This window comes from Shewanella oncorhynchi, from assembly GCF_030848765.1.
GTDB lineage: Bacteria > Pseudomonadota > Gammaproteobacteria > Enterobacterales > Shewanellaceae > Shewanella > Shewanella oncorhynchi.
This window is the reverse complement of the sequence record NZ_CP132914.1, coordinates 3,771,111-3,791,061: the sequence shown is the minus strand read 5'-3', so window position 1 is coordinate 3,791,061 and position 19,951 is coordinate 3,771,111. Positions and strand designations below refer to the sequence as shown.

Annotated in this window: 10 protein-coding genes and 3 rRNA genes; 10 read left to right on the top strand and 3 right to left on the bottom strand. The window is 46.7% G+C overall.

Translation table 11 applies throughout. From position 1 onward, the window contains the following. Positions 1-66: 66 nt before the first annotated feature. Positions 67-2,640, top strand: a complete 2,574-nt coding sequence (clpB, locus tag RA178_RS16875; RefSeq protein ID WP_198573010.1) for an ATP-dependent chaperone ClpB — start codon at positions 67-69, stop codon at positions 2,638-2,640. Between the two features lie 276 nt (positions 2,641-2,916). Here clpB and RA178_RS16870 read toward each other — a convergent pair whose 3' ends face one another. Continuing rightward, a complete protein-coding gene (locus RA178_RS16870; RefSeq protein WP_306682932.1) occupies positions 2,917-3,384 on the bottom strand; it encodes a DUF4124 domain-containing protein in 468 nt (155 codons plus the stop codon). Positions 3,385-3,478: 94 nt separating this feature from the next. Between RA178_RS16870 and pssA the strand changes: the two genes are divergently transcribed. From pssA to RA178_RS16835, 7 genes are all read left to right on the top strand, one after another. Then, the gene (gene pssA / locus RA178_RS16865) at positions 3,479-4,312 is read left to right on the top strand and encodes a CDP-diacylglycerol--serine O-phosphatidyltransferase (RefSeq protein ID WP_306682930.1); all 834 of its coding nucleotides are present in this window, start codon (positions 3,479-3,481) and stop codon (positions 4,310-4,312) included. A gap of 730 nt (positions 4,313-5,042) precedes the next feature. Next, positions 5,043-6,584 (top strand): 16S ribosomal RNA (locus tag RA178_RS16860). 362 nt (positions 6,585-6,946) lie between these two features. Further along, positions 6,947-9,849: ribosomal RNA gene (locus tag RA178_RS16855) — 23S ribosomal RNA — on the top strand. A gap of 139 nt (positions 9,850-9,988) precedes the next feature. After that, positions 9,989-10,104 (top strand): 5S ribosomal RNA (rrf, locus tag RA178_RS16850). Together the 16S, 23S and 5S rRNA genes form the textbook arrangement of a ribosomal RNA operon. 884 nt (positions 10,105-10,988) lie before the next feature. Then, entirely contained in the window at positions 10,989-11,255 is a 267-nt protein-coding gene (locus RA178_RS16845) for an OadG family transporter subunit (protein WP_113941635.1), read from the top strand. A gap of 11 nt (positions 11,256-11,266) precedes the next feature. Continuing rightward, entirely contained in the window at positions 11,267-13,093 is a 1,827-nt protein-coding gene (oadA, locus tag RA178_RS16840) for a sodium-extruding oxaloacetate decarboxylase subunit alpha (RefSeq protein ID WP_306682929.1), read from the top strand. An 8-nt stretch (positions 13,094-13,101) separates the two neighbouring features. Continuing rightward, positions 13,102-14,232: a sodium ion-translocating decarboxylase subunit beta gene (locus RA178_RS16835; RefSeq protein WP_219252008.1), complete on the top strand. Its 1,131-nt coding sequence runs from the start codon at positions 13,102-13,104 to the stop codon at positions 14,230-14,232. A 167-nt stretch (positions 14,233-14,399) separates the two neighbouring features. Here RA178_RS16835 and RA178_RS16830 read toward each other — a convergent pair whose 3' ends face one another. After that, complete coding sequence (locus tag RA178_RS16830; protein WP_168823570.1) at positions 14,400-14,567, bottom strand: hypothetical protein; 168 nt, start codon at positions 14,565-14,567, stop codon at positions 14,400-14,402. A gap of 232 nt (positions 14,568-14,799) precedes the next feature. Continuing rightward, on the bottom strand, positions 14,800-16,053 hold the full coding sequence (locus RA178_RS16825) for a dicarboxylate/amino acid:cation symporter (RefSeq protein ID WP_113941634.1): 1,254 nt from the start codon (positions 16,051-16,053) through the stop codon (positions 14,800-14,802). Between the two features lie 290 nt (positions 16,054-16,343). Between RA178_RS16825 and RA178_RS16820 the strand changes: the two genes are divergently transcribed. Then, on the top strand, positions 16,344-16,769 hold the full coding sequence (locus tag RA178_RS16820; RefSeq protein WP_306682926.1) for a YqaA family protein: 426 nt from the start codon (positions 16,344-16,346) through the stop codon (positions 16,767-16,769). A 180-nt stretch (positions 16,770-16,949) separates the two neighbouring features. Continuing rightward, positions 16,950-19,802, top strand: coding sequence for a M16 family metallopeptidase (locus tag RA178_RS16815; RefSeq protein WP_263185984.1), 2,853 nt, complete (start codon positions 16,950-16,952; stop codon positions 19,800-19,802). Positions 19,803-19,951: the final 149 nt, after the last annotated feature.

The following is a 19,951-nucleotide window of genomic DNA, read 5'->3' as shown; positions in this document are numbered from 1 at the left end:
GCCACTAAATTGGCAAGATGTCTTATGGATTGGCATATCTCTACTATATGAGTGTTAGGAGGCTGTATGCGACTCGATCGTATGACCAATAAATTTCAGCTTGCCATCTCTGATGCCCAGTCACTCGCACTTGGGCGTGATCATCAGTTTATTGAACCGCTGCATTTGATGATGGCATTGTTGAACCAAGATTCAGGTTCAATCCATCCCTTATTGACCCAAGCTGGCATTCGAGTGAGTGCGCTGCGATCGCTCTTGAGTCAAGAGCTGGAACGCTTACCTCAAGTTGAAGGGACTGGCGGCGATGTACAATTATCCCAAGGTTTAATCCGTTTATTAAATCTGTGCGATAAATTGGCGCAAAAGCGTAAAGATAAATATATCTCTAGCGAATTATTTGTATTAGCTGCGTTAGAAGGTGCCGATGCTCTTGCACAAGCGTTGAAAAAAGCCGGCGCGACCAAAGAGTTGATGGAACAAACCATTGAACAAATGCGCGGCGGCCAAAAAGTGGATGATCCGAACGCTGAAGATCAACGCCAAGCGTTGAAGAAGTTTACTATCGATCTCACCGAGCGAGCCGAACAAGGCAAGTTAGATCCTGTGATCGGCCGTGACGATGAAATTCGCCGCACGATCCAAGTATTACAACGTCGCAGTAAAAACAACCCCGTCCTTATCGGTGAACCGGGTGTGGGTAAAACAGCGATTGTTGAAGGACTCGCCCAGCGTATCGTTAATGGTGAAGTCCCCGAGGGCATTAAAAATAAGCGTGTCTTATCACTCGATATGGGCTCATTGATTGCGGGCGCTAAATATCGCGGTGAGTTCGAAGAACGTTTAAAAGCGGTATTGAATGAGTTAGCGCAGGAAGAAGGTCAAGTGATCCTCTTCATCGACGAGCTGCATACTATGGTCGGCGCCGGTAAAGGTGAAGGCGCAATGGATGCGGGTAACATGCTCAAACCTGCGTTAGCGCGTGGTGACTTGCACTGTGTGGGTGCGACAACGCTTGATGAGTATCGACAGTATATTGAAAAAGATGCGGCGCTTGAACGACGTTTCCAAAAAGTGTTGGTGGATGAGCCAAGCGTTGAAGACACCATTGCTATTTTGCGTGGACTGAAAGAACGTTACGAGCTGCATCACCATGTGGAAATTACCGATCCGGCGATTGTGGCGGCGGCGACCATGTCGCACCGTTATGTGTCGGACCGTAAGTTACCCGATAAAGCGATCGATTTGATCGATGAAGCGGCATCGAGCATCCGCATGCAAATGGACTCAAAACCTGAGTCACTCGACAGGCTCGAACGTCGTGCTATCCAGCTCAAACTGGAGGAGCAAGCGTTAGCCAAAGAAAATGATGAGGCGAGTCGTCGCAGGCTTGACCATCTGCAAGAGGAATTACGTGACGTTGAAGCGAAAGCTTCAGAGTTGAACGAAATCTGGCGTACTGAAAAAGCCGCATTAGCGGGCACTCAGCACATAAAAGCCGATCTCGAACAGGCTCGAATGGACTTAGAAGTGGCGCGTCGTGCGGGTGATTTAACTCGGATGTCTGAGCTGCAATACGGTCGTATTCCTGAGCTTGAAAAACAGCTCGATTTGGCATCGCAAGCCGAAATGCAGGACATGACGTTATTGCGTAACAAGGTTACTGAGTTCGAAATCGCCGAAGTACTGTCGAAAGCGACGGGAATACCCGTATCGAAAATGCTGGAAGGCGAGCGCGAAAAATTACTGCAAATGGAAGTGGCGCTGCACGAGCGTGTGATCGGCCAAAACGAAGCCGTCGATGCGGTCGCGAATGCGATTCGTCGTAGCCGCGCGGGTCTGGCGGATCCAAATCGCCCGATTGGCTCGTTCCTGTTCTTAGGCCCAACAGGTGTAGGTAAAACTGAGCTGTGTAAATCACTGGCGAGGTTCTTATTTGATACCGAATCGGCTTTAGTGCGCATTGATATGTCTGAGTTTATGGAAAAACACTCAGTATCGCGTTTAGTGGGTGCGCCTCCAGGATACGTAGGTTATGAAGAGGGCGGTTACTTAACGGAAGCCGTTCGTCGCAAACCTTATTCAGTGATATTGCTCGACGAAGTCGAGAAAGCGCATCCCGATGTGTTTAACATTTTACTGCAAGTGCTTGATGATGGACGCTTAACCGATGGTCAAGGTCGTACTGTCGATTTTAGAAATACAGTGATCATCATGACCTCGAACTTAGGCTCCGACATTATCCAAGAAGGATTTGGTCAAGTGACCTATGCAGAGATGAAAGCGGCGGTAATGAATGTGGTCACTCACAGTTTCAGACCCGAGTTCTTAAACCGTATCGATGAATCTGTGGTGTTCCATCCATTGGATGCTGCCAATATCAAACGTATTGCTTCGATACAAATTGCTTCCTTACGCCAACGTTTGGCTGAAAAGGACTATACATTGGAGATCACCGACGACGCATTATCACTGATTGCGGAAATTGGTTTCGATCCTGTGTATGGTGCAAGACCGTTGAAACGGGCATTGCAGCAAGAAGTCGAAAACCCGCTGGCGCAGAAATTACTGCGTGGTGACTTGTTGCCGGGTAAACCGATCAAGGTCAGCTGTGCGGGTGGCGAGTTAGTGTTCGAGCAATAACCTGTGACCAGTAGCTAGTCACTTAGTGTGTTGTTTGAATGCGATACGTTAACAGCAAGCTTGAAGTTGGATACGTTGACATAGGCGAACTGAAATAAGCGTTCTTGAATGAACGAGCTTGAAATAAACTATCTTGCAATAAGAGATAGCGCTGTTTTAGTCGTATCGCTCTCGCTTCAAGCACTAAAACGAAAGGAGCCGAGTTTTTAACTCGGCTCCTTTTTTATTGCATCAGCTTAATCGTTGTTCATTAATGTAGTGGCATAGTGAATTTTGCTACTTCTTATCACAGAAGAGTTTGATTCTTTCCTGCTGTTGGGCAATCGAGGCTTGGCGATCTTCTTCAGTCATAGCGACAGATTCACCCGATTCGGAAGTTTGGCGGATAAGCTTAGTATGCGTAGTGAGTATTTCTAAATTGTGTTTTGCACTCTCACAAATGGATTTAGCCTGCTTAGCATCTTTCTCTTTGATCAGCGCTGCTGACTTTTCTAATTCATTGGCTTCAGAAGTTGGCTCAGCTTTCTTTATCGGCGCGATAAAACCGACTTTCGCCTGCTCTAAATCTTCACTGTAGAGTTTTGATGTTTTGATGCTTTCTTGTTGTGGGGCTTGTTGACTGTAATGCGTCACCCCATTTTCATCGACCCAAGTATAAATAACACCCGCAGAAACGGGGCCAATGAAAAGGCCGAGCCAGAGCCATCGATACAGTATTGTTCTGAGCATGTTCACTTTTAACATCGAAATTATCCCTAACAGGCCTCTCATCGACATGATAATAAAATATGTTATCTTGAAAGCTAACTTCTTTTCACTGAACTAGCGTAATAAGTGTATGCAAAATTCTTCAAATCAAACAGTAAAGAATAAAGGTATCTATTTACTGCCTAATCTTTTTACGACAGCCGGATTGTTTTCTGGCTTTTATGCTGTGATTGCTTCCATGAATGCTAACTTTGAAGCTGCTGCAATAGCCATTTTTATAGCCATGATCTGTGATGGTCTCGATGGTCGAGTGGCAAGACTGACTAATACCCAAAGTGATTTTGGTGCCGAATACGACAGTATGGCGGATATGGTGTCCTTCGGAATGGCACCAGCACTACTCGCCTACAATTGGGCATTAGCCGACTTAGGTAAAATTGGTTGGTTGGCGGCATTTATTTATTGTGCAGGTGCGGCACTCAGGCTCGCTCGATTTAATACGCAAGTTGGCGTTGCCGATAAGCGTTATTTTCAAGGTCTCGCCAGCCCGGCTGCCGCCGCTGTTATTGCTGGCAGTATTTGGCTTGGTAATCAATATAGTCTCGATGGAAGAAACATCAGTTGGATTGCGGCCCTTGTTACTGCAGCAACCGGTTTACTGATGGTCAGCAATTTCCGCTATCACTCCTTTAAAGAAATTGACTGGCGTGGCAAGGTTAACTTTATCGTGATCTTACTGGTCGTCGGTGTATTTGTGGTGGTGTCAGTTCAACCTGCATTGATCTTATGTGTCGGCTTCTACTTATATGCGATTTCAGGCCCAATCATTACGATTCGAACCGTGAGAAAACTCAAAGTCGCACATGTTGTAGGAGATGATGTCGTGGCGAATGTCGAGATCAATCACTCAACCCAAGCTGCAGCACAAACACAAAGCGCTACAAATATCGAGAAAGAGAAATAAGAAGAGCATAAATCTTAGGGCTCGTGCTTTTGATCAGTGCTTATCATTAGCTAGGTGCAAACAAGAGTAAGACATCACACTGGGCATAACGCTTTTAGAGGTTTACTGATAGATATAGCGAAAAATCGCTATCAACTTCTGTTTATGCCCATTCAATCTATTAAAATCCCAGCAATAGGCGATTTCTTTTGCCAAACTTATCAACCCAAACAGCGATATTGCTCAGTATTGCAGTATATTTCTGCAGTTTGGTGGTTATTCATTCGCTTGGCGCTGATTGTTAAAAAAGCCCTTGCACAAAATCTCCTGCTGCCTATAATGCGCATCCACTGACACGGCAGACAGCGTTAAGCAGCCGGTGTGACAGTTCATCGATGAGTTTACTGATTGATGAGTGTTGAGAAAGTTTGCAAAAACTCCTTGACGCGAAACGGGAAATGCGTAAAATACGCAGCCCTAGCCAACTGGAAGCGTTCGGCGCTCAGTGTGGTACTCACATTCTCTTATGAGGTTGAGTTGCTCTTTAACAAGATAAAACAAGAAATCTGTGTGGACACTCACAGGTGTTGAGTTAATCGAAACTGCTTAGCCTTCGGGTTGGCAGTCAAAAATTTAAATCAATGTAACAATGAGTGTTCATAGCAATATGTACAGTTTGTTTCTTTAGCGAGAAACAAAAAATCAGAATTCATTGAGCCGCTAAAGTCGCAAGACGGAAGCAACAAAACTTTAATTGAAGAGTTTGATCATGGCTCAGATTGAACGCTGGCGGCAGGCCTAACACATGCAAGTCGAGCGGCAGCGCAAAGGAGTTTACTTCTGAGGCGGCGAGCGGCGGACGGGTGAGTAATGCCTAGGGATCTGCCCAGTCGAGGGGGATAACAGTTGGAAACGACTGCTAATACCGCATACGCCCTACGGGGGAAAGGAGGGGACCTTCGGGCCTTCCGCGATTGGATGAACCTAGGTGGGATTAGCTAGTTGGTGAGGTAATGGCTCACCAAGGCGACGATCCCTAGCTGTTCTGAGAGGATGATCAGCCACACTGGGACTGAGACACGGCCCAGACTCCTACGGGAGGCAGCAGTGGGGAATATTGCACAATGGGGGAAACCCTGATGCAGCCATGCCGCGTGTGTGAAGAAGGCCTTCGGGTTGTAAAGCACTTTCAGTAGGGAGGAAAGGGTGTAGTTTAATACGCTATATCTGTGACGTTACCTACAGAAGAAGGACCGGCTAACTCCGTGCCAGCAGCCGCGGTAATACGGAGGGTCCGAGCGTTAATCGGAATTACTGGGCGTAAAGCGTGCGCAGGCGGTTTGTTAAGCGAGATGTGAAAGCCCTGGGCTCAACCTAGGAATAGCATTTCGAACTGGCGAACTAGAGTCTTGTAGAGGGGGTAGAATTCCAGGTGTAGCGGTGAAATGCGTAGAGATCTGGAGGAATACCGGTGGCGAAGGCGGCCCCCTGGACAAAGACTGACGCTCATGCACGAAAGCGTGGGGAGCAAACAGGATTAGATACCCTGGTAGTCCACGCCGTAAACGATGTCTACTCGGAGTTTGGTGTCTTGAACACTGGGCTCTCAAGCTAACGCATTAAGTAGACCGCCTGGGGAGTACGGCCGCAAGGTTAAAACTCAAATGAATTGACGGGGGCCCGCACAAGCGGTGGAGCATGTGGTTTAATTCGATGCAACGCGAAGAACCTTACCTACTCTTGACATCCACGGAATTCGCTAGAGATAGCTTAGTGCCTTCGGGAACCGTGAGACAGGTGCTGCATGGCTGTCGTCAGCTCGTGTTGTGAAATGTTGGGTTAAGTCCCGCAACGAGCGCAACCCCTATCCTTATTTGCCAGCACGTAATGGTGGGAACTCTAGGGAGACTGCCGGTGATAAACCGGAGGAAGGTGGGGACGACGTCAAGTCATCATGGCCCTTACGAGTAGGGCTACACACGTGCTACAATGGCGAGTACAGAGGGTTGCAAAGCCGCGAGGTGGAGCTAATCTCACAAAGCTCGTCGTAGTCCGGATTGGAGTCTGCAACTCGACTCCATGAAGTCGGAATCGCTAGTAATCGTGGATCAGAATGCCACGGTGAATACGTTCCCGGGCCTTGTACACACCGCCCGTCACACCATGGGAGTGGGCTGCAAAAGAAGTGGGTAGCTTAACCTTCGGGGGGGCGCTCACCACTTTGTGGTTCATGACTGGGGTGAAGTCGTAACAAGGTAGCCCTAGGGGAACCTGGGGCTGGATCACCTCCTTACCTATACGACTAACTTAATGTTTGTTGAGTGTTCACACAGATTGCTTGTTTATCTTCTCTTAGGAGAAGTCAGAGCTAAATGCGCCGCTAGCCGGTACGCATTGTTCTTTAACAATTTGGAAAGCTGATAGTATTTAATTGCATGAGTCTGTCATGTGATTAATTACAAAACGTTTAATGCGCAAGCATTGAACATGAGTTCTCAAACACTTTATTAAGTGTCTTGAATATTCAAAAGTAAATTATTCTTTATTGAATAGTTTACGTCTAAGGCGCGTCCACTTCTTTGGTCAGAAGTGAGACAAGTAAAACCAAGCTGGTCGCAATGCGGCGCAGATGAGTGAAACTCATTTGGGTTGTATGGTTAAGCGACTAAGCGTATACGGTGGATGCCTTGGCAGTCAGAGGCGATGAAGGACGTAGTAACTTGCGAAAAGCGTTGGCGAGCTAGTAACAAGCATTTGAGCTAACGATGTCCGAATGGGGGAACCCAGCAGCATAAGCTGTTATCGCAACATGAATACATAGTGTTGCGAGGCGAACGAGGGGAACTGAAACATCTAAGTACCCTTAGGAAAAGAAATCAACCGAGATTCCCCTAGTAGCGGCGAGCGAACGGGGATTAGCCCTTAAGTCAGTGGGGTGTTAGTGGAATGCGTTGGAAAGCGCAGCGGCACAGGGTGATAGCCCCGTACATGAAAACTAACCATTGATGAAAACGAGTAAGGCGGGACACGTGACATCCTGTTTGAATATGGGGGGACCATCCTCCAAGGCTAAATACTCCTGACTGACCGATAGTGAACCAGTACCGTGAGGGAAAGGCGAAAAGAACCCCTGTGAGGGGAGTGAAATAGAACCTGAAACCGTATACGTACAAGCAGTGGGAGCGGTTCTTGAGACCGTGACTGCGTACCTTTTGTATAATGGGTCAGCGACTTACATTTTGTAGCGAGGTTAAGCGAATAGCGGAGCCGTAGGGAAACCGAGTGTTAACTGCGCGTTTAGTTGCAAGGTGTAGACCCGAAACCCGGTGATCTAGCCATGGGCAGGTTGAAGGTTGAGTAACATCAACTGGAGGACCGAACCGACTAATGTTGAAAAATTAGCGGATGACTTGTGGCTGGGGGTGAAAGGCCAATCAAACCGGGAGATATCTGGTTCTCCTCGAAAGCTATTTAGGTAGCGCCTCGAGCGAATACCATTGGGGGTAGAGCACTGTTAAGGCTAGGGGGTCATCCCGACTTACCAACCCTTTGCAAACTCCGAATACCAATGAGTACTACTCGGGAGACAGACGGCGGGTGCTAACGTCCGTCGTCAAAAGGGAAACAACCCAGACCGTCAGCTAAGGTCCCAAAGTACTAGCTAAGTGGGAAACGATGTGGGAAGGCTTAGACAGCTAGGATGTTGGCTTAGAAGCAGCCATCATTTAAAGAAAGCGTAATAGCTCACTAGTCGAGTCGGCCTGCGCGGAAGATGTAACGGGGCTAAGCTAGTCACCGAAGCTACGGGTGCACAGTTTACTGTGCGCGGTAGAGGAGCGTTCTGTAAGCCGTTGAAGGTGAAGGGGTAACCCACGCTGGAGGTATCAGAAGTGCGAATGCTGACATGAGTAACGATAAAGGGGGTGAAAAACCCCCTCGCCGAAAGACCAAGGGTTCCTGTCCAACGTTAATCGGGGCAGGGTGAGTCGACCCCTAAGGTGAGGCCGAAAGGCGTAATCGATGGGAAACAGATTAATATTTCTGTACTTCCGCTAACTGCGATGGAGAGACGGAGAAGGCTAGGCTAGCGCGGCGTTGGTAGTCCGCGTTTAAGGTGGTAGGTGGTGTTCTTAGGCAAATCCGGGGACACGTACTTTAATGTACACACTGAGAGCTGATGACGAGGTCCTAAGGGACTGAAGTAGTTGATGCCATGCTTCCAGGAAAATCTTCTAAGCTTCAGGTTAGCGGGAATCGTACCCCAAACCGACACAGGTGGTCGGGTAGAGAATACCAAGGCGCTTGAGAGAACTCGGCTGAAGGAACTAGGCAAAATGGTACCGTAACTTCGGGAGAAGGTACGCTCCTGTTGGTGATGAGACTTGCTCTCTAAGCTGACGGGAGTCGCAGATACCAGGTGGCTGCAACTGTTTATCAAAAACACAGCACTGTGCAAACTCGCAAGAGGAAGTATACGGTGTGACGCCTGCCCGGTGCCGGAAGGTTAATTGATTGGGTTATCGCAAGAGAAGCTCATGATCGAAGCCCCGGTAAACGGCGGCCGTAACTATAACGGTCCTAAGGTAGCGAAATTCCTTGTCGGGTAAGTTCCGACCTGCACGAATGGCGTAATGATGGCCACGCTGTCTCCAGCCGAGACTCAGTGAAGTTGAAATTGCGGTGAAGATGCCGTATACCCGCGGCTAGACGGAAAGACCCCGTGAACCTTTACTATAGCTTGGCACTGAACATTGAACCTACATGTGTAGGATAGGTGGGAGACTATGAAGTTGTGACGCTAGTCATGATGGAGTCGTCCTTGAAATACCACCCTTGTAGTTTTGATGTTCTAACCTAGGTCCCTTATCGGGATTAGGGACAGTGCCTGGTGGGTAGTTTGACTGGGGCGGTCTCCTCCCAAAGAGTAACGGAGGAGCACGAAGGTTGGCTAAGTACGGTCGGACATCGTACGGTTAGTGCAATGGCATAAGCCAGCTTAACTGCGAGACATACACGTCGAGCAGGTACGAAAGTAGGTCATAGTGATCCGGTGGTTCTGAATGGAAGGGCCATCGCTCAACGGATAAAAGGTACTCCGGGGATAACAGGCTGATACCGCCCAAGAGTTCATATCGACGGCGGTGTTTGGCACCTCGATGTCGGCTCATCACATCCTGGGGCTGAAGTCGGTCCCAAGGGTATGGCTGTTCGCCATTTAAAGTGGTACGCGAGCTGGGTTCAGAACGTCGTGAGACAGTTCGGTCCCTATCTGCCGTGGGCGTTGGATGATTGAAGGGAGCTGCTCCTAGTACGAGAGGACCGGAGTGGACGAACCGCTGGTGTTCGGGTTGTCATGCCAATGGCATTGCCCGGTAGCTACGTTCGGAATCGATAACCGCTGAAAGCATCTAAGCGGGAAGCGAGCCCTAAGATGAGTCATCCCTAGGAATTTAATTCCTCTAAAGAGCCGTTCGAGACTAGGACGTTGATAGGCATGGTGTGTAAGCGTTGTGAGGCGTTGAGCTAACATGTACTAATGACTCGAGAGGCTTAACCATACAACCCAGATGGGTTTTGCTAAGCGAACTTAGACAGAATATCGACACTTGATAAAGTTTGAACTCAAACAAAGCAAATCAGCTTTCCGAATTATTATTAACGTGAGCCAGAGATGGACACGGTAATAAACAGAATTTGCTTGGTGACAATAGCCTTGTGGAACCACCTGATCCCATCCCGAACTCAGAAGTGAAACGCAAACGCGCCGATGGTAGTGTGGGGTCTCCCCATGTGAGAGTAGGTCATCGCCAAGCGCCTAATTATCTCATTGAGATGTAAAGAAGCCAGCTGAATAAGCTGGCTTTTTTGCATCTGTAATTTGTAGAAATTAGTCCGTTTTTCTTTCAACTTGCATGTTTCTCCGCTATTTTTACTCACCAACTCACCAACTCACCAACTCACCAACTCACCAACTCACCAACTCACCAACTCACCAACTCACTAGCCATTTCAATTACTGAGCTCTAGCTCAGGTAGCACTGTTGCTTATCTTTTAAGATAGCCGTTCCACACCAACCGTATTGCTAGGTACTGCTCTGTGTTGGTATCTAGGGGGCATTTAAGTTGATTTAATTTGCTGAATTGAACCCATTCCTCTTCTTCAATCAATGCCTTCAGAACGACATTCTTTTTTATCTTCTCTCAGAATCAAATAGCAGTGACTTGGATTGTTAAATTTGCATATTTTTTCACTTGATTTATTCCTATGCTCGTTGTTTTCAATTTAGGAATCATTTTTTAGCCTAAGACATCACTTCAGCTTAAATCCAACATTATGCTTGTTTCATTATGGAATATTGAATTAATCGCTCGATTTATGAGGATTAATAACTTGCCGCCTGTGGATCTACTTAATATTGGTAAGACCAATTTACATTGATATGGTTTTTTTGTTATCAATTGGTTATGTTCGTAGCAGGTTGAGTTCAGCTGGTTTTCTTGTTGTGTGATTAGTTAGCTTTGAAATGTGATTTTTTATTCGATTTTTTCTGATTGGTGGTCGCTATGTGTCTGTTTACGGAAGAACCATAGTTTGGAGCTGTTCATTTGATGAATTTTGAACTTGTAATGCGATAGCGATGATTTTGGGGCAATCGCGCTGTTGATAGGGATCTAGAGAGTAAGGGGTAGGGGAGCTATGGAGGATGTAACGCAATCTTTATTGGATGCCGTTGGCATTATGTTTTTGGGGATGGGCTTAGTTTATTTATTTTTAAGTGTACTAATCCTTGGGATTCATTTGGTTGCGCGTTGGTGTGCAGTCGATGCTGCATCTGCACGTTTTGCTAAAAATCATGCTAAGAGTCAGCAGAGGGTAGCGCAATCTGATGCTAAACCGTTAGAGCCAAGTTTGGTCGCTGCGATTTCACTAGCGGTAAAGCAGTATCGTTCACAGATTAAGTAATGGGGAGCAGTATGACTTTTGTATCTAATTCTACGACAGCAGTGGCTAAGCCATTATTTTTAACTGATGTCGTATTGCGGGACGCACATCAATCCATTTTAGCGACGCGCTTACGCATTGATGACATGTTACCTATAGCGCCGTTACTCGATAAGATTGGTTTCTGGTCGTTGGAATCTTGGGGCGGGGCGACTTTTGATGCCTGTATTCGTTATCTTGGTGAAGATCCCTGGGACAGAATTCGTGAGTTGAAAAAGGCAATGCCTGATACGCCGCAGCAAATGCTGCTGCGTGGCCAAAACTTATTAGGTTATCGCCATTATGCCGATGATTTAGTCACGCGTTTTGTTGAGCGTGCCCATACTAATGGCGTCGATGTATTTCGTATTTTCGATGCAATGAATGATGTTCGTAATCTCGAAACTGCGGTGAAAGCGGTGCGCCAAGTTGGCGGCCATGCGCAGGGGACGATCTCATACACCACAAGTCCAGTGCATACCATAGAGACTTGGGTTGATATGGCAAAACGTCTCGAAGATATGGGATGTGATTCTTTGTGTATCAAAGATATGGCGGGATTACTTAAGCCTATGGAAGCGTTTGAGCTTATCAGTCGACTAAAATCCCAAACGCAACTCGTGTTATCTATGCATTGTCATGCGACGACAGGATTAAGTACCGCCACTTATCAGAAAGCCATTGAAGCGGGTATCGATGTGCTCGATACGGCAATTTCGTCAATGAGCCAAACCTATGGACATACTGCTACTGAAACCGTTATCGCTATGGTGGAAGATACTGAGCGTGCGACTGGTTACGATATGGTATTGCTTGAGGAGATTGCCGCTTATTTCCGTGAAGTACGCAAGAAGTACGCTAAGTTTGAAGGCGCGCTGAAAGGCATTGATTCGCGGATCTTACGTGCACAAGTGCCTGGTGGCATGCTGACCAATATGGAGAGCCAGCTTAAGGAACAAGGCGCGGCCGATAAGATGGACTTGGTCTTGGAAGAAATTCCCCGCGTGCGTGCTGACTTAGGTTTTTTGCCCTTAGTGACACCTACATCGCAGATTGTCGGCTCGCAGGCGGTCATTAATGTGTTGATGGGTGAGCGTTATAAGTCACTGACTAAAGAGACTGAAGGCGTGCTTAAGGGTGAATATGGCGCGACGCCTGCGCCAGTCAATGCCGCATTGCAAGCGAGAGTCTTACAAGGAGCCGAAGCCATTACATGTCGCCCTGCTGATTTATTAACGCCAGAGCTGGCTAAATTACGGCTTGAGTTAGCTGATAAAGCACAGGAACAAGGCATTCGCCTATCTTCAGAGCATGACGATGATGTGCTGACCTATGCACTCTTCCCACAAATAGGATTGCAGTTCTTAAAGAATCGTGACGATCCAAGCGCCTTTGAGCCTAAGCCTGAATTGACTTCGGTACTTGCTGCTTCTAATGCTACAGATCGCGGCCCTGAAACCTACACGGTAACTGTCGAAGGGCAAGAGTACGTAGTTGAAGTCGCCACAGGCGGGGAGATCTCGCAAATCCAGTCACAGGGCCAAAGTGTTCATGCCGTACAAGCTGCTATTGCGAGTTCAACGCCAACTGCGAGCCATGGAGAGATCAGGCTTGAAATGAGCGCGCCTCTGTCGGGCAACATCTTCAAAGTGCATGTTTCTCCAGGCGATAGAGTGTGTGAAGGCGATGTCGTGATCATCCTTGAGGCGATGAAGATGGAAACTGAAATTCGTGCTCAGGGCGATGGCATTATCGCTAAGCTCTGGGTGAAAGAAGGTGACTCAGTGTCTGTGGGTTCTCAATTACTGGCCTTGGCGTAGGAGGCATTATGGAAGGTTTAATGGCTTTTTGGGCCGAGACGGGAATCGCTCACTTTACTGGCGGGCAAGTGTTGATGATGGCAGTGGGCGCTTTGCTCTTGTATCTCGCCATCGTACGTGGTTTTGAGCCTTTGCTATTGTTGCCCATTGGTTTTGGTGCAGTGCTGGCGAACATTCCCCATGCGGGATTTACCGAAGAAGGTGGCATGTTGTATTACGCCTATTATGTGGGGATTGAGACTGGGGTGTTTCCACTGTTGATCTTTATGGGTGTTGGTGCGCTGACCGACTTTAGCGCCTTGATTGCGAATCCTAAAACTCTGTTATTAGGGGCTGCTGCGCAGTTTGGGATTTTTGCGACACTGATTGGCGCAATCGCGCTGAACTTAGTGCCGGGATTTGAGTTCACCATGAAGGATGCGGCGGCCATTGCGATTATTGGCGGTGCCGATGGACCAACGGCGATTTTCCTTGCCTCAAAACTGGCGCCTGAGTTATTAGGTGCGATTGCGGTCGCGGCCTATTCCTACATGGCGTTAGTCCCTATTATTCAACCGCCGATCATGCGTTTACTGACAACTCAAGCCGAGCGCGAAATTAAAATGGAGCAGCTGCGCGAAGTCAGTAAGAAGGAAAAGATCGTTTTTCCTTTGATGGTACTGGGATTAACGATTCTCTTTTTACCTGCGGCTACGCCGTTAGTGGGTATGTTTTGTCTTGGTAACTTGATGCGCGAATCTGGCGTAGTGGATAGATTATCGAAAACGGCGCAGAACGAGCTCATCAATATCGTTACGATTTTCTTAGGTCTAGCTGTCGGTTCTAAGTTATCTGCCGACCAATTCCTGCGGCTTGAAACCTTAGGAATTTTGGTATTGGGAGCTTTAGCATTTGGCATTGGTACTGCTGCAGGTGTATTGATGGCAAAACTGATGTGTAAGTTGTCGGGTGGTAAGATTAATCCGTTGATTGGTGCCGCAGGGGTGTCGGCTGTACCTATGGCAGCACGAGTCGTGAATAAAGTTGGATTAGAGGCCAATCAACATAACTTCTTGTTGATGCACGCCATGGGACCCAATGTGGCGGGAGTGCTAGGTTCTGCTGTGGCTGCGGGGATTTTGCTTGCCGTGCTGGGGTGATGACAGATTGGGTTAACTGATTGTGCTTGACTGAGTGGGTAAATTAAGCGGGTTTATCTTCGAATTTATTCTAGTTGTTAACGCTGTTTTATCACTAAGGCCAACTCAGTATTGAGTTGGCTTTTTTATTAAGTCACTCATTTATATTATAAATCCTTGGTATTAACCTAAGCTGTTAACCAGAGTAATGCCATAAGGATTAAAATCAGCCCGCCACCTATACCGATAATGTAGATAAAACCTCGCCGGCCTTGTTTTAGCGTGAGTTTGTTGGCTTTTAAAAATAACGCCCAAAACAAACATAGGATCAGCGGGATAAGGAAGAGTCTCGTCATTGTCTGTTCTGCTAAAGTGTGAGTTAGAGTAGTTTTAGAGTCTAACAGCTTGATCTTATTTGAGTAACCTATTTTGCAGTTAATAGAGACTGTCGAAGTCGATTGTGGTCTCTAAAGCCAATAGATTAAAGACTGTTTGCAGGATAATAAAAGAGACCGCCGAAGCGGTCTCTTACTGTGGTCAATGGTACTGATGATTTAGCTTAATACTGTTTATACAGTATTGTTATTGCTACGAACTCACAGGTGTAATGTCTTGATTGTCATTCGAATAGAACTGTACTTCATCGAGTTCATTTTCGGATTTACCAATCACAACAGCAGTCATCATATCGCCCGTTACGTTCGTTGCTGTGCGGATCATATCGATAATACGGTCAATCGCGGCGATAAAGGCAATGCCTTCAAGTGGCAGACCAATCACACCTAAGGTGACAGTTAACATCACCATCGCACTTCCTGGTACGCCAGCGGTACCAACAGAAGCTACTGTCGCAGTCACGGCGATCATCACATAGTCCAGTGTATCGAGCGGAATATTGTAAATCTGCGCGATGAAGATAGCGGCAATCGCAGGGTAAATACCTCCACAACCGTCCATGTTCATGGTCGCACCTAATGGCATCACAAAGGCACTATAACGCTTTGATACACCCATGGTTTCGACTGCGCGGGTGCTCGCAGGTAAAGTACCGAAACTTGAGGAAGTACTAAAGGCGACTAACTGCGCTGGCATAGCTTTGCGGAAAAATTGCAGTGGGCTTAAACCACCGACAAATTTCACTAAGCCACCGTAAACAAAGATGATGTGGATAAAAGCGGCAATGTAGATAGCCCCGATAAACTTACCTAAAGGCAATAAGGTTGATAAACCATATTCACCCACAACCCATGCCATTAAACCAAACACACCGATAGGAGTGAGTTTTAAGACCATGCGAGTCAGTTGGAACATGACTTCAGCACCTGCTTCAATGGTGCGTTTTAATGGCTCTGCTTTCTCGCCGACTTTATTGATAGCGATACCTACCAAAGCTGCAAACACGATAATTTGCAGTACATTGCCTTCAGCGAGTGAAGCAAAAGGATTGACAGGGATCATGTCGAGCAACACTTGTGCGAAACCGGGAATATTACGCTCGCGCACTTCAGTCGTTGTGAGTTGCATGGTGCCACCCATGTCGATCATTGAGCCCACAGCTAAGCCGATCAGAGAGGCGATTGTGCCTGTCAGCATGAACATACCCAAAGTTTTCAAGCTCAGGCGTTTCAGACTGGTTTGCGAGTTGAGCGATGTGATACTCACGACAATGGCACAAAATACCAAAGGTGCGACCAACATCTTAATGGCCCCAATGAACAGATCACCTAATGGTTTTAGCACTGTGGCGCTTTCACCTAAAATAACGCCAACGAGCGCACCTAAGATAAAGCCTGCTAAGACTTTTTGCCAAAACGGAATGCGGCTAATGGTTTGAAGGATCATGCATATTCCAGAAAAATAAATTAAGAGTGAGCCAATAGGCCTGCGATGATAGGATTCGTATTTAACGAGATGAGCGTGATGTAACGCGCTCTCAGTCATGCGCATGGTTATTGCCTGCCATAGTTAACCATTGTATCGACAGAGCTAGGGTTATAACAAACCGTTTTTCTTATAACTTATTGTGATAAGTGAGTTTGTTGTAAAAAGATTAAGTGAAACATTCAATTAACCCATGACAAACCTTATCGCATTGAATACAAAAAGAGAGATTTATCATTGAGTAAGCCATTATGACTGAGTTAGGCATTATGTTCTCCGGCGCTTTTTTAGCGGCCACTTTGTTACCGGGGGGATCTGAAGTCTTACTCGTGGCGCTATTAAACAAAACTCCAGAGGCTTGGGTTGCGCTGGTCGTGGTGGCTAGCATTGGCAACACCTTGGGCGCGATGACCAGTTTCTATTTAGGCCGCTTAGGCCGTCTAGCAAAATCACCAGAAGCGTTAGCGAAAGGTAAACACGCAAAGGGGCTCGCTTTGATCGAACGCTACGGCGTGTGGGCGTTGTTACACTCATGGGCACCGGTTGTCGGTGATATTCTCTGTTTATTGGCGGGTTGGTTGAGGCTACCGTTAATACCTTCTTTGGTGATGATTTTAATTGGTAAAACAATTCGTTACTTAATTATTGCCGCTGCCGTGCTGCAATGGATGGCATGATGGCGCTAGGATGCATTTAATGGTCAAGGGCGGGAGTGTTTTTCCGTTTAGACTGAATTTACTGTATAGATAGGAACTTAGTGTCAATTTTGCGAGTCATAAATCCCAATGCTTAATCATTTAAGCGCACTATGACTAAACGCAGCACTATGATTATGAAGCTGTATTTTTGGCCCATTGATGTATGAGGGGAATGTTTTGAAGAAATGGATATTAGCGGTCGCAATTTCTGCCGCACTTGCGGGTTGTGCATCTGAAACGACTACGGCGAACTTGCCCGCAGGCGTTAAACTTATCGAAAATGTGCAATTGGCCGATTCGCAAGTAGGGATCCCCTACAAAAAGTACCAATTAGCCAATGGGTTAACGGTTATTTTACATCAAGATGATTCCGATCCCTTAGTGCATGTTGACGTCACTTATCATGTGGGCTCTGCTCGCGAATTAGCTGGGCGTTCGGGATTTGCGCATTTATTTGAACACATGATGTTCCAAGGCTCGCAGCATGTTGCCGATGAACAGCATTTTGAAGTGGTTACCGAAGCCGGTGGTACCCTAAATGGCACGACTAATACCGACAGAACCAATTACTTTGAGACAGTACCCAACAATCAATTAGAAAAAATGTTGTGGCTTGAGTCGGACCGTATGGGCTTTTTGTTGCCCGCACTCACTAGTGAAAAATTCGAAGTGCAGCGCGAAACCGTCAAAAACGAGCGTGCACAACGTATCGATAATCAGCCCTATGGCCGCATGAGTGAGCGTTTTAGCCAAGCTATGTACCCTGTCGGTCATCCTTATTCTTGGCCTGTAATTGGCTGGCCGGACGATCTTAATCGCGCCACGGTTGACGATGTTAAACACTTTTTCCAACGTTGGTATGGCCCTAACAATGCGACCTTGACCATAGGTGGCGATTTCGATGAAATGCAAACCTTAGCCTGGGTAAATAAATATTTTGGTGAAATCCCCCGCGGCCCTGAAGTCTCGTTAGAGCAAAAGGCGCTGGTTAACTTAGATAAGACACGTTACATCTCCATGGAAGATCAAGTGCACTTGCCTTTGATCCGTATTGGTTTTCCAACTGTATACGCTAGACATTCAGATGAGGCCGCGCTCGATCTGTTGGCCAATATTTTAGGTGGTGGTAAAACATCCTTATTATATAAAAACTTGGTTAAGGACGGTTATGCCGTGCAGGCTAATGTGAGTCATCCTTGTCAAGAGCTTGCGTGTCAGATGTCGATTTATGCTTTAGCCAATCCTGAAAAGGGCGGCAAACTGGCGGATCTGGAGCAACGTATTCTCGACTCGATTAAGGAGTTTGAGCAACGTGGCGTTACCGATGACGATCTGCAAAAAGTCAAAGTGCAGTTTGAGGCTGATACCATTTATAGCCTGCAGAGTGTTTCTGGCAAAGTGTCGACTTTAGCGATGAACCAAACGCTGTCGGGCAATCCGAACATGATTGCCTCAGATCTGAATCGTTATGCCAATGTGACCAAAGACGATGTGATGCGCGTGTTTAAGCAATACATTAAAGATAAACCTATGGTGGTTATGAGTGTGGTGCCGCAGGGAATGACGTCACTTATTGCCCATGCGGATAACTTCACGCCTGCAACGTTGCCGATTGCACACTCTGCGGTAGAGGGGGATTTGCCCAAGCCTGAACTTGTTTCAAGTTTTGATCGGACTAAGATGCCTGCATCTGGCGTTGCACCTATGCTCAAAGTACCTAAAATTTGGACAAAAACCTTAGCCAATGGCATCGAAGTCATGGGCACTCAAAGTACTGAAACACCAACAGTTGAGTTAATTGTTTATCTCAATGGTGGCCACAGACTCATACCCGTCGAAAAAGCAGGCTTAGCAACGCTGACTGCGGAAATGCTTAATGAATCGAGTCAGAAGCGCAGCAGTGAAGGACTATCACAAGCCTTAGAAATGCTAGGTAGTAGTGTCGATTTTAGTGCGTCTGAATATCAAAGTTCGATCAAATTATCGGCTCTGACAGCACATTTAGATGAGACGCTGGCGATTATGGAAGAAAAGCTGTTTCAACCAGCGTTCAGCGAAGCTGACTTTGCGCGAGTGAAACAGCAGCAATTACAACAGATCCAGCATATGCAGTCCGATCCTAGCTATCTGGCTGATACGGCGTTGTCGTCTTTGTTATACGGTAAAGACAATGCGTTAGGTGTGAATGATCTCGGCACGCTCGATTCAGTCGCGGCGCTTACGTTAGCCGATGTAAAAGCGTTTTATGCCCAGCAGTATCAAGGCGGCAACGCTAAAATTGTCACTGTTGCTAATTTATCTGAATCTGCATTGCTGCCTAAATTAGCGGGATTAAACCAGTGGAAAGGAGAAGCAGCTGTGGTACCGCCACTTAAGCCACTCCCTGCATTAAAAGGCGGCACAATTTATGTGATTGATAAACCTGGTGCGGCGCAATCGGTAATCAATATTGCCAAGCGCGCATTACCCTACGATGCCACAGGCGATTATTTTAAATCTTATCTGATGAATTATCCGTTAGGCGGCGCATTCAATAGCCGTATCAACCTAAATTTACGTGAGGATAAAGGTTATACCTATGGTGCTCGCACTCGTTTTACAGGCGGTGCTGAAGTGGGCGATTTTGTCGCATCAAGTAACGTTCGCAGTGACGTGACGGCGAAAGCACTCATTGAGTTTGTAAAAGAAATCAGTGCTTATCAGCAGCAGGGCATGACGGATACTGAACTTGCCTTTATGCGTAATTCAGTCTCTCAAGGGCAAGCTCTTGATTATGAAACACCGTATCAAAAAGCGGGCTTTATGCGGATGATCCAACGTTACCAATTGAGTCAAGATTTTACGACTCAACAGGACAAGATCATTAATACTGTAACAAAAGATGAACTCAATGCCCTCGCGGCTTCCGAGCTAGATATCAATAAAATGGTGATTCTGGTGGTGGGAGATAAAGCGACAATTGAAGCGGATTTAGCGGTATTGGGCTATCCAATTGAAACTTTAGTATTGTAAATTAGTATTTCGCCCTTATATAGGTAGGATAGACGGGTGCATTAGTTAACGACTATTTGCCCCATATTTACCGGATTTACATCGAAAGACGGTGACAGCATTAGCTGTCACCGTCTGCTTTTAATCATACAAGGTGTGAATTTGGCTTG